The organism is Synechococcus sp., assembly GCF_982614295.1.
The window spans coordinates 4,884-15,630 of record NZ_CEXBMR010000013.1 but is presented as its reverse complement, the minus strand read 5'-3'; the positions used below and the strand labels follow the sequence as shown (position 1 = coordinate 15,630).

At 48.5% G+C, this 10,747-nt stretch carries 14 protein-coding genes; 8 read left to right on the top strand and 6 right to left on the bottom strand.

The genetic code is table 11. The annotated features are described in order from the left end of the window. Positions 1–187 precede the first annotated feature (187 nt). Positions 188–487, bottom strand: coding sequence for a hypothetical protein (locus AC2JC8_RS03570; RefSeq protein ID WP_484401185.1), 300 nt, complete (start codon positions 485–487; stop codon positions 188–190). Positions 488–822: 335 nt separating this feature from the next. Here AC2JC8_RS03570 and AC2JC8_RS03565 point away from each other — a divergent pair, with 335 nt between their 5' ends. After that, entirely contained in the window at positions 823–1,071 is a 249-nt protein-coding gene (locus tag AC2JC8_RS03565) for a hypothetical protein (protein ID WP_484401184.1), read from the top strand. A gap of 16 nt (positions 1,072–1,087) precedes the next feature. On the opposite strand, the gene AC2JC8_RS03560 is transcribed toward AC2JC8_RS03565, so the two are convergent. Continuing rightward, on the bottom strand, positions 1,088–1,810 hold the full coding sequence (locus AC2JC8_RS03560) for a GAF domain-containing protein (protein WP_484401183.1): 723 nt from the start codon (positions 1,808–1,810) through the stop codon (positions 1,088–1,090). Positions 1,811–1,923: 113 nt separating this feature from the next. Then, entirely contained in the window at positions 1,924–2,592 is a 669-nt protein-coding gene (gene hisIE, locus AC2JC8_RS03555; RefSeq protein WP_484401181.1) for a bifunctional phosphoribosyl-AMP cyclohydrolase/phosphoribosyl-ATP diphosphatase HisIE, read from the bottom strand. A 14-nt stretch (positions 2,593–2,606) separates the two neighbouring features. On the opposite strand from hisIE, the gene AC2JC8_RS03550 reads away from it, so the two are divergent. The 7 genes from AC2JC8_RS03550 (at position 2,607) to AC2JC8_RS03520 (ending at position 8,512) form a co-directional block, all read left to right on the top strand. After that, on the top strand, positions 2,607–3,095 hold the full coding sequence (locus tag AC2JC8_RS03550) for a 6-pyruvoyl trahydropterin synthase family protein (RefSeq protein ID WP_484401180.1): 489 nt from the start codon (positions 2,607–2,609) through the stop codon (positions 3,093–3,095). 76 nt (positions 3,096–3,171) lie between these two features. Further along, positions 3,172–3,558, top strand: a complete 387-nt coding sequence (locus AC2JC8_RS03545) for a Fur family transcriptional regulator (RefSeq protein ID WP_484594214.1) — start codon at positions 3,172–3,174, stop codon at positions 3,556–3,558. Positions 3,559–3,575: 17 nt separating this feature from the next. Next, positions 3,576–4,652 (top strand): CobW family GTP-binding protein, encoded by a 1,077-nt coding sequence (locus AC2JC8_RS03540; protein WP_484594223.1) that lies wholly within the window; start codon positions 3,576–3,578, stop codon positions 4,650–4,652. 43 nt (positions 4,653–4,695) lie between these two features. Further along, complete coding sequence (locus tag AC2JC8_RS03535; RefSeq protein WP_484420198.1) at positions 4,696–5,757, top strand: chloride channel protein; 1,062 nt, start codon at positions 4,696–4,698, stop codon at positions 5,755–5,757. 9 nt (positions 5,758–5,766) lie between these two features. Continuing rightward, positions 5,767–5,904 (top strand): hypothetical protein, encoded by a 138-nt coding sequence (locus AC2JC8_RS03530; RefSeq protein ID WP_295457271.1) that lies wholly within the window; start codon positions 5,767–5,769, stop codon positions 5,902–5,904. A gap of 122 nt (positions 5,905–6,026) precedes the next feature. Next, positions 6,027–6,980, top strand: a complete 954-nt coding sequence (locus AC2JC8_RS03525) for an extracellular solute-binding protein (RefSeq protein WP_484401176.1) — start codon at positions 6,027–6,029, stop codon at positions 6,978–6,980. Beyond that, positions 6,971–8,512, top strand: a complete 1,542-nt coding sequence (locus AC2JC8_RS03520) for an ABC transporter permease (RefSeq protein ID WP_484594213.1) — start codon at positions 6,971–6,973, stop codon at positions 8,510–8,512. The genes AC2JC8_RS03525 and AC2JC8_RS03520 overlap by 10 nt, the downstream gene beginning before the upstream one ends. Here the strand turns inward: AC2JC8_RS03520 and AC2JC8_RS03515 are convergent. From AC2JC8_RS03515 to AC2JC8_RS03505, 3 genes are all read right to left on the bottom strand, one after another. Next, positions 8,469–9,488, bottom strand: a complete 1,020-nt coding sequence (locus AC2JC8_RS03515; RefSeq protein WP_484401174.1) for an ABC transporter ATP-binding protein — start codon at positions 9,486–9,488, stop codon at positions 8,469–8,471. The genes AC2JC8_RS03520 and AC2JC8_RS03515 overlap by 44 nt on opposite strands. A gap of 7 nt (positions 9,489–9,495) precedes the next feature. Further along, complete coding sequence (locus AC2JC8_RS03510; protein ID WP_255133039.1) at positions 9,496–9,936, bottom strand: Fur family transcriptional regulator; 441 nt, start codon at positions 9,934–9,936, stop codon at positions 9,496–9,498. A 31-nt stretch (positions 9,937–9,967) separates the two neighbouring features. Continuing rightward, the coding region (locus tag AC2JC8_RS03505) for a lysylphosphatidylglycerol synthase domain-containing protein (protein WP_484594212.1) at positions 9,968–10,747 on the bottom strand (780 nt) is incomplete at its 5' end.

Here is a 10,747-nt window from a genome sequence, read left to right as displayed (position 1 = left end):
ATGGGCTGGAACACGATCTCCTGGATCATGAATTTCAAGAAACCATGTAAAAGCCCCTCCAGAGGTTTCAGGATCTACCAGGATTGCAAGGCGGCAATGATCATTGGAGTTGAAACGATAAGCCTCAAGCTCACCAACTTTGCTATGCAGCAATTTCATAGTGCAAAAACCAGAGTTGCAAAAGAAATTAAAGCTCTATTAAACGCGCTTTTTTAACAGCAAATCCAGCTTCTGTGGCTGAAACCGCCGCTAAAACTAATAAACCAATCAAACCCACCAATTGGTTTTCGCTTTCAGCTGCAACATCAGCACGTTGAGCTAAAACAACTCCAGCTAAAAACCAACTCGTTGCAAGAGCTGAAGTAAGCCAGTAGGCCTTCCAGCGCCGTTGGTATAAGTAACCAGCCCCTAAACCGGGAATCACATTGAGTAGCACCGCCACCCATCCAGCAGAAGCGGCAAGTATTTGAGTTCGATTAGCTGTCATTTCAGAAAAGAAAATTTAATAACATTTTAACCATGCAAACGCATACCTTCTAGATGTTCTAAGATTTTTTGACGAACTTCCATGAGTTCGTTAAAACACTCTTGATTGTGAGCGCAATTACGGAGCTTTGGATCTGGCTTTAGAACTGATTCAATAAAAAGATCGAGCCCTCGGTTCCACTTGTCTGTTTGATCCGCCACAGCTCAGCTCCTTTAGCTTGCATAAAAAATTAATATACCACTACATTGCTTAAGATGCCTAAACTGATAACCAACCATTAATTTCGATCGCTATTGCTATAATTTAACATGAAAAAATTAATTTCTAATTTCAAAATGGATATCCCTCCCCAGGAGCAAAACCAAAAATGGTTTAAAAGCCATCTGCTCGATCGCTCGATAGAACTACAAGATATTTACGACCTTCCTCAGGTGGAGCTTGATTTATTACTAGCAGAAACAGCAGAGCAAAGAAGCGACATTATTAATAGAGATCGAAATCACGGAAAGTGGTGCACCGCAGGTTATTTTCTAGAACTTGCTAAATTGATTGATCAGAGGCGCTGCCGCGACCTTGAGCAGTAAAACTAAGCTGATTTAATCAAAGTTTAAGCAATTCTTCCTGCTTCCAGATTTCCAATACCTCTGGGAATTGAACCTCAATGCAGGCATCGCAGATGCCATGGCTAAAGCTCAATGTGGAGCGCTTAGATAGATATTGATCTAGATGCTGCCAATGCCCATCTTCATTTTTTGCTTTGCGGCAATAGGAACAGGTGGAAATTATCCCCCGCGAGTTGGTGAGCTGGCAAAATGATTCTAGTAAAGTGATAGATCTTTTTCTTAATTCAAGGAAAGCTACCGCCTGCCTAGCGAGGGCTTCCATTACATTTATTTGAGTTTTTGTGAGTGTTTTCGGCTCACGATCGATAACACATAATGTTCCAATTCGATGGAATTCATTATTTTGAAGCGGGAAACCTGCATAAAAACGAATATTTGGTTCGCCCGAAACTAGGGGGTTGTCAGAAAAGCGTTCATCATTAAGGGCATCTTCAACAATCAGCGGAGAAGTGGATTGAATCGCATGGGCGCAAAATGACCAATCGCGGGGTGTTTCCGATGCTTCAACACCTACTTTTGCTTTAAACCACTGCCGATTCTCATCTACAAGGCTAAGCAATGCGATCGGTGTGTTGCACACCTCTGAAGCAATTGTTGTGAGGTCGTTATACGACTGCTCTGGTTTAGTGCCAAGAATTCGGTATTCGTGGAGAGCCTGCAACCGCTCCTGTTCGTTATCTGGAATGCAGGCTGGTTTCAAAATTAAGCCTTTGCCTCTTTGCTTATTTCTAATTGACTTTTCCCTTCAGAACCAATTTTCTCAAACAAACGCAATGCCCGTTAGAGACCGCCCTGATCCTTCTGGCCGGGTTTTTAGCTCCTGCGGGGAGCTCCCCTACGAGCTGCCAACACCTCTTGCACTTGGCGCCATGAAACACCGTGATGGGTGAGGGCCACCTGTAGATGAAATAACAAATCAGCAGCCTCAGAAGCAATTTCCCCTGGGTTGTTGTCTTTACAAGCCATCACAAATTCAACGCTTTCTTCTCCTATTTTTTTAAGGATGCTGTTATCACCACCATCAAGCAATTTATTTGTGTAACTCCCAGATTCAGGCACAGCAGCGCGAGCCTGAATTACTCGCGCCAGCTCCGTGCAGGCATCGGCTGGGGGTGGCAAAGCCCCTGCGCCGCCAGCAATGGGCCCTTGGCCTGCATCAAAAAAACAGCTGCGCGCGCCGGTGTGGCAAGCAACATCACCCACCTGATTAATACTGATTAGCAATACATCGGCATCGCAGTCGTAGCGGATTCCTTTCAATTGTTGATAATGACCACTAGTTGCGCCTTTATGCCACAACTCTTTGCGAGATCTGCTCCAGTAGTGCACTTCAGAGCTGGAAAGAGTGAGCTCCAAAGCTTCAAGGTTCATCCAGGCCAGCATTAAAACTGCGCCATCCAGCCAATCTTGAGCAATGGCTGGAATCAAGCCCTCGGAATTAAAACGAAGTCGATCCAGGGGTAAAGCCCAAGGAGCACTCATGGCCGCAGTAGAAAATGATCACACCAGCTTCGCAGCGCAACGGCGCTTTTATGTACACCTGCTCAAAGCAGTTCGAGGGTTTTCCCTGCTGCCACAGACAAGCAAACCATCCAGGCCAGTGCCGCTTTGTGCATGGCTACAGCCGCAGCTTTACCTGCTGGTTTGGCGCAAAGCAGCTAGATAAATATGGCTTTGTTGTGGATTTTTCCAGCTTTAAAGAGCTGCGCTTAATTTTAGAAAATCAGTTTGATCACACTTTTTTGGTAAATCAGGATGATCCATTGCTCGAGAACTGGCAGCAACTCCATGAATTGGGCGCCTTGGATCTGAGGGTCATGCAAAACGTTGGGATGGAAGCCAGTGCCCATTGGGTGTGGCAAAAAACAAATGAAATATTGCAGCAGCGAGGTGATGGTCGTAATTGGTGCTGGAAGGTGGAAGCGCGCGAAAACAGCAAAAATGCTGCTTGCTGGGAACTACTACCCCCCTGGGCGCAGCAATAAATAGTTCGGGAGCTCCCCACTGCTTAATTCAAGCCTGCGTGGTTGCTCATAAACTGAGTTGCAAATCCTCAACTCCATGGTTTTAAGTTTGGCGAGCCGCCAAAACTTAATTTTGGCTGTGCTGCACAGCAGCACAGAAGAATTGAGTGGACAGGCTCTTCATGGCCGCATCAGGAGCGAGGGAGGCAGCATGGGGCTTGCCACCGTTTATCGCCACCTGCGCAGCCTGCAACAGCAGGGGGAAGTGCGTTGCCGCCACCTTGCCAATGGCGAAGCCCTTTACGCCCCAAGGGATCGCGATGTGCACCATCTCACCTGCGTTGAATGCGGTTGCAGTTCAGCCCTTGCCAACTGCCCTGTGGAACAGCATTCTCTTGCAATCCATACCCCCACAGGTTTCACCCCGTTATTTCATACCCTTGAAGTATTCGGCATCTGCGCCACCTGCAAAGCAACAAAATAACTAACAAAACCAAGATGATGACAAATTTCTCTAGCAAACGCCCTGTGCCGGTAACAATCCTTACTGGATTTCTAGGGGCGGGTAAAACCACATTGCTAAATCACATTCTAGCCAATCAAGAAGGGGTGAAGACAGCTGTTTTGGTAAATGAATTTGGCGAAATCGGTATTGATAATGAGTTAATTATTAATCATAGTGATAATACTGTTGAATTAAACAATGGCTGCATATGCTGCAGCATAAATGATGAATTACTGCAAACAATATATAAAGTACTAGATCGCCCTGAGCCCCTCGATTACATCGTGGTGGAAACCACTGGCCTGGCGGACCCAATGCCTGTTGCCATGACTTTTCTTGGAAGTGATTTACGGGATTTAACAAGGCTTGATTCAATTATTACAGTTATTGATGCTGAAAATTTCAGCTCAGAGGTACTTGAAACTCAAGTGGGTAGAGCGCAGGTACTTTATGGGGACATTCTACTTTTAAATAAAACTGATTTAGTATCAACCGATCGCCTTAAGGAGGTGGAAACGCAGCTTGCAACTGTGAAAAAAGATGCTCGGCTATTACATTGCGTTAAGGGAGAAGTGCCACTTCCGCTGCTTTTAAGTGTTGGCTTATTTGAATCGGATCGAATTGTTGAAGAGCAAAATAATAATCACTCCCACAATCACGGGCATGATCACGGGCACAAGCATCATGATCATAAAGAGCATGATCATAAAAACCATGATCATAAAGAGCATGATCACAGTAATTCAAATGAAGAAAATAACGCAGATATTGAAGGTTTTACTTCACTCTCTTATTCCAGCATTAAGCCTTTGGGGTTGCGTAAATTTCAAAATTTCTTAGACAATCAATTGCCCGCTGAAGTGTTTAGAGCTAAGGGTATTCTTTGGTTTAATGAAAGTGAAAGGCGTCATGTATTTCATCTTGCCGGCAAGCGCTTTTCCATAGACGACACCGATTGGCAAGGGGTACGCAGCAATCAAATTGTTTTGATCGGGCGAAATATCAACCACAAAAAATTATTACTACAACTACAAGCTTGCGAGGCGCCAGATGGTGGGAAAGGTTTTAGTTGAGCTGCTAATCGGGTTCATCACAGGGCTGTTGGCGGCCCTGCTGATGGCTGCAATTTCGTTACTCACCAGCCTGGGCTGGGGCGATCAGTTTTTGAAGGGATTTCCCTCTCAAGCGCCATTTGTTCTACAACTTTTAATCCCAATCAGTTGCGGCCTAGCAATCGGGTTGCTGCGTCGCGCTGGGGCTGAGCCCCTACCAGAGCTGAAAGAAACCTTTGCCCAATTGGATCCAAAGCAGGATCAGAAGCTGCAACTTGAGATACAGCCAAAATTAAGCCACATCCTGCTGGGGTTACTGGCGCTGCTGGGGGGCGGCAGCATTGGCCCTGAAGCACTTCTAAGCCGTTCCTTAACAGAATGGCAGCTGGGGCTGCAACGCCTTAAAACAAGGTTGGGCATCGGCGGCCGCTTGGCTAAGGGCTATTGGAGCTGGCTGCCGGGTCTTATTGGTGGTTTTGCTGGTTTTGCGCTGTTAAAGGGGTTCGACAGATTTGGTGGTGGTGAGCAGGGGGTAATTTTTTTATGGCCCAATAGTTTCAGCCAAGGGGCCTCGAACTTGGCCTGGTCCTTGCTTTTGGGGGCAGGGGGCGGCTGCCTGGGGCTGTTGTTTTTGGGCTTGAGGCGGCAATTGGCAAAACGAATCAAGCGATGCCAAGCATCACCACTTCCACTGGCAATTTTCACAGGTGTAGTGCTGGCACTGGTGAACATTTGGCAACCGCTCGCTCTTTTTTCTGGCGAACAACAATTAAGCCCACTGCTACAAGGCGAATTAATTAATAGAGCTGATCAACTTTTGTTAGTGGGCTTTTTAAAAATTGCCCTGTGCGCCCTTTGCCTCAGCACCGGTTGGATGGGCGGACTTTTTTTTCCATTAATAATCGGCGCAGCCGCTATCGGCCAAGGGCTCCATCAAGCGGCTGGAATTATTCCTGGTGAAGTAGCGATTAGCGCCCTGGTAGCGGGCATCCAAGCCATGGTGCTTGCTCAGCCGTGGGTTCCGTTTGTGATAACCGTGGTGGTGCTAAAGGGCCATGCGCTGCCTGCGGCAGTTATCGGCAGCCTCATGGGATGGCGCCTAAACCGCTATGTTAGGGATATATGAAGTTTTGTAATGTTTGATCCCACCGTGCTTGGCGCTATTGCATTGGTGATAGGCATTGCTCTTTATCTAAGGCCTGACTCAGACGACGACGATTCCGGTGGTGGCATCTTGCAACCGATTCCGATTCGCGTTCAACGTCGCTATTGAGAAGCACTTGCAAATAGCCCCCAAACCGTTCTAGGTTGAGAGCGGTTCTCAACAAGCAAATGGTTCGATCTGGTTTTAATCGTTATTTACAATTTTCGGTTTTTTTATTGCTTGCCTCCTGCTTGGATGCAAAGGCTGAAAAAGTTGGTGTTTATTCAGGCAGGCATTACAACAGCGATAAAGAACTTTATAAACTTTTCACTAAACGCACCGGTATCTCCGTAAATTTATTAGAGGCTAAAGATGATGCCTTGATTGAGCGCCTGAAGGCAGAAGGTAAAAAAAGTAGCGCTGATGTGTTGGTACTTGTAGATGCGGCTCGGCTTGATAGGGCCGCAAACTTAGGTTTATTTAGGGCTGTTAAATCGCCTCAGTTGTTGCAGCAAGTGCCTAATACTTATCGAGATAGCCGCGGCCGTTGGTTTGGCCTTACCCGCCGCGTAAGGGCAATTATTGTGAATCCAAAGTTCGTATCGCCTAATTCGATTCGTAGTTACAGCGATTTGGCAAATTCGAATCTGAAAGGGAAACTTTGTTTGCGTAATCGCAAAAGTGTTTATAACCAATCACTGGTTGCAGATCAGTTGGTAAGCCGTGGTGCAGCTGCCACCACAAATTGGATTAAGGCCATGGTTGCAAACTTGGCCCAACCTGTCTTTAGCTCCGATACCGCCCTGATCAGAGCTGTGGCAAAAGGGCAATGTGGCGCTGCACTTGTTAACACTTACTACGTAGCTCGCATGACATCTGGCGAATCAGGCAAAGAAGATCAACTGCTTACCAAAAATATAGATCTAATAATGCCCATCCCCGCCCACGTAAATATCAGTGGCGCAGGTGTAACAAGCTCTGCCCGTAATCCGGAGGCAGCCCAAAAGTTGATTGAATTTCTCGCCTCCCCCACTGGTGGAAAGGGGTATGCAGAGGCAAACAATGAATATCCCCTTAAAGGATATGGCGGTAATCCTTGGTTGAAACGTTTCGGGGCGTTTAAAAGCAGCGGCGTTTCAGCTGAAACCCTTGGCGCAAATAACAAACGCGCTGTGCAATTAATGGTAAACAACGATTGGAAATAAAGCTGCCGCCCCGCCCTGGCTTAACTGGCATTCTTAGCGCCACAGCTGCCTTAAATCTCCTGCCATTGCTAGGGCTTTCCATCTATTGCCTCTCCAAACCAGAGGGCGCTTTTAGGGCCCTAGGCAGTGAAGGAATTGAGCAGCTGGGAAACACCCTGCTACTGCTTTTACTGGTGGGGCTTGGGGTAGGGGCTTTTGGCAGCAGCATTGGCTGGCTTACCGCCAGTTGCAATTTCCCTGGCAAAAAACTGCTCACCATTGCCCAATTAATACCGCTCGCCACCCCTGCTTACCTGGAGGCGGCAGTGCTTACAGATCTGGGGAGTCGGGAGGGTTTAAGGCTGCACGGCCTTGGGGTAGCTGCTGCGGTATTAATTCTGAGCACCTTGCCTTATGTGGTGCTACTCAGCCGCGACAGCTTCCGCCAGAGCGGGCGTAAACACTTAGAAGCCAGCCGCAGCTTGGGCTTGGGAGCCTGGGCGAGCTTCCGCCGCGTGGCACTTCCGATGGCGATACCAGCCATTACCAGTGGTGTTGCTCTTGCTGGCATGGAAGTAGTTAATGAATTTGGTGCGATGGAATTACTTGGGGTTCCAACTCTTTCCACGGGAATATTGCAACGCTGGCAGGGAGAGGGCGACCCCCAAGGGGCCACAAGCCTTGCCCTAATTGCCCTAGCTGTGGTGGCTGTTTTGGTGGCAGCCCAACGTTGGCAGCGGCGTCTTAGTCGCCGTTGGGATCAAGGCGGACCTGGCGATCATTTTGAAGGCTGGCAGTTGCGGGGGCCGAGGGCATGGCTTGCCACAATTTTCTGCCTGTTACCACCTTTATTAAGTGCTGGGTTGCCATTGGCCTGGATTCTGAGGAGCTCGGATCAGTTGCGCCAAGAAAACCTTGCTGAATTGTTTGGCCTTAGTGCACGCAGCTTGGTTTTGGGGTTGGCGGCGGCGGCAATGGCTGTATTTATGGCCCTTGTTTTAGCGATAGGGGGCCGTTGGCTAAAGGTTCCATGGCTGAAAGTTTCTATTTTTATGGCCGGCCTTGGTTATGCGGTGCCCGGGGCAGTGTTAGCGCTGGCTTTGCTGTTGTTATTTGCACCCCTTGGCCTTCCGCCCCTGTTGCTGCTGCTTTATGGCTATAGCAACCGTTTCCTTGCCGTAGCAAAAGGTGGGCTTGATGCAAATTTAGAAAGGCTTCCCCCCAGCATTGAAGAAGCCGCCACAAGCCTTGGTAAAAACTGGCAAGAAGTTTTGCGTAGGGTGCATTTACCAATTTTGCGCAGCCCTTTGCTACTGGCAAGCATGTTGGTTTTTGTAGATACCGTAAAAGAATTACCGCTCACATTTGCCTTACGGCCTTTCAATTTCGACACCCTGGCAGTGCGGGTTTTTCAATACGCAAGTGATGAAAGGCTTGGCGCAGCCCTTGCGCCAGCACTGCTAATCATTTTATTAGGGCTTAGCTCAGCTCTACTGCTGGCAGCTGAACTTAAGCAGGAAAAAATTGAGCCTTTGCCCCCGCTTGCAAGCTGATTTTGCAATAGCTGCCAATTGCCAATTCCTGCTCAATAGGCACCTTGAGCCGCATTGATTCCCCCTGCAAATCAAATTGATACAGCCATTGATCTCCTAAAAATTCCCTACCCACCAGTTTTGCTAATCCATCGGGATCAATTTGCACCGCTAAGGCCTCCTGCCGCAACAACACATCAGATTTTTGAGAAGGATTGTGGCCTGCTACACCAAAACTTGCACCACCATCGGGAAGAGCTTGCAAGCGCTCTAGGGGCAACACATTTCCCTGCAAAACAAACCTGGCTACAAAAGTAGTTGCTGGTTTATCAACCAAATCGCGAGGGCTGGCGTATTGATGCCAGCTCCCTTCTTTCATCACAGCTACTCGATCGCATACCGCTAAAGCTTCTTGGGGATCGTGGGTAACCATCACAGCACTAACACCACATTGAGCAAGCAATAAACGCAACTCACTTCGCAAACGGAGGCGCACTTCCACATCCAAATTTGAAAAGGGTTCATCTAAAAGCAAGAGCTTGGGGCCAGGCGCTAATGCTCTTACTAAGGCCAAACGCTGACGCTGGCCGCCGGAGAGTTCGTGGGGGTAACGGCGTTGCAGTTCAGCAATGCCGAGCTGTTCTAAAAGCCACTTTGCCCGTTGTAGATCTTCTTTTTTACGGCAGCCAAAACAAGCATTATCAAACGCATTTAGGTGCGGGAAAAGTGCATAGTCTTGAAAAACCATTCCCACCCCACGCCGCTCCGGCGGCAGGCAACGTTGGGGGGAAGAAATCTGATGGCCCTCCAGCTGCAATGTGCCTTTGAAGGGGCGTTCAAAACCAGCAATCAAGCGCAGCAAAGTGGTTTTACCGCAGCCGGAGGGGCCAAGTAAGCCGATTAATTCCCCTTGCTCTTGCTCAAAACTGATATTTTGCAATGCCCATTCACCAGGGCTATAGCAATGCCAAAGATCTGTTGCTTCTAGAAACGCCATAGCACCATCAAACCGCAGCGGCGCACGCAGCACATAAACCCCTCACTGTGAGCCTGGAACTAAGTAGGCGAAAATTAAATTGAGCCGCTGCATCAGCGCCGGCTTGAAACACTTGGGCACTATCGAATTCTTCAGTTTTACCGCAAGCAGCGCAAATGAGGTGGTGGTGATCATTATTTTCAGCGCTAGCAAGCTCAAAACGGCGGCTTCCTTCTGGCAACTCCAGTTCCCGCAAAAGAGCCATTGAGGTAAGTAACCGTAGGGTGCGATAAACAGTGGCAAGTGATACGCGAGCATCACCTTTTAGTAGCTGCAGATGCACGTCTTCGGCGCTGAGGTGTTGGCCTGGCCCCAACCGCTCGAATAAATCAAGCACGCGCTGGCGTTGGGGAGTTAGTCGTTGGCCGCGATCGTGTAAGTCGTGGCGAAGCCCCCCCGATACCGCCACAACAAAAGGAACCTTTTCTCAACACTAGCTGCTATTGAGAGCGAATGGTTATGGGTTGATCCAGTTGAGCTGCAGCAGCCGTTAGTAATTCCGCCACAACACTGATCAGGCGATAACTGATAACCACTGCCAAAAGCTCTGCCTCTGGAAGCGATCCATGCAAGCGAGCTAATAAAACCAACTCAAAAACACCAATACCTCCTGGTGCTCCTGGCACCACTAAACCCACCAGCCAAGCAAGGGCAAAAGCGGCAAGCCATAGGCCAATGCCAAGGCTGTTGATACTGCTGAAACAAACTATGCAACAAGCAAAACCGCCAAAACGCAGCAACAGAAAAGGAAATTGCAAAAGCAAAGCTGCCCAGGGGCTGCTGAGGAGGGCTTGATCTTGCTTCAACTCATCGCTTTCCACCTCACCGCTGAGGTTCAGCAAAGCTCTTTTACTAAGTAATAAGCGTTCCAGCAAAGGATTCAACCAACGGGGCCGCAGCAATAGCAACGCAAAAGGTGATATCAAACCAAGCCCCCCTTGCAAACCACCAAGAGGTAGTAAGCAAAGGGCTGCAAGCAACATCAAAAGGGGATCAAGTAGCACCGCCAACAAGGCTCGCCTCGCCCCAACTCCCCGCTGCTTCAACCAACGCAAACGGCCTGCATGATGCCAGATTCCACCCGGAAGATATTTATAAATATTGGTGCGCATAAATAACAGCAACACCTCGATTAAAGGCAATGGCGATCGCAACCAATGCAGCAGAGCCCACCAGGCCAAACCGTTAAACCACTGGGCCGCAACCGTTGCAGCAACACC

Coding starts and splice junctions, on each gene's coding strand:
- AC2JC8_RS03570 (WP_484401185.1), bottom strand. CDS start 487: ATGACAGCTAATCGAACTCAAATACTTGCCGCTTCTGCTGGATGGGTG.
- AC2JC8_RS03565 (WP_484401184.1), top strand. CDS start 823: ATGGATATCCCTCCCCAGGAGCAAAACCAAAAATGGTTTAAAAGCCAT.
- hisIE (WP_484401181.1), bottom strand. CDS start 2,592: ATGAGTGCTCCTTGGGCTTTACCCCTGGATCGACTTCGTTTTAATTCC.
- AC2JC8_RS03550 (WP_484401180.1), top strand. CDS start 2,607: ATGATCACACCAGCTTCGCAGCGCAACGGCGCTTTTATGTACACCTGC.
- AC2JC8_RS03545 (WP_484594214.1), top strand. CDS start 3,172: ATGGTTTTAAGTTTGGCGAGCCGCCAAAACTTAATTTTGGCTGTGCTG.
- AC2JC8_RS03540 (WP_484594223.1), top strand. CDS start 3,576: ATGACAAATTTCTCTAGCAAACGCCCTGTGCCGGTAACAATCCTTACT.
- AC2JC8_RS03535 (WP_484420198.1), top strand. CDS start 4,696: ATGGCTGCAATTTCGTTACTCACCAGCCTGGGCTGGGGCGATCAGTTT.
- AC2JC8_RS03530 (WP_295457271.1), top strand. CDS start 5,767: ATGTTTGATCCCACCGTGCTTGGCGCTATTGCATTGGTGATAGGCATT.
- AC2JC8_RS03515 (WP_484401174.1), bottom strand. CDS start 9,488: ATGGCGTTTCTAGAAGCAACAGATCTTTGGCATTGCTATAGCCCTGGT.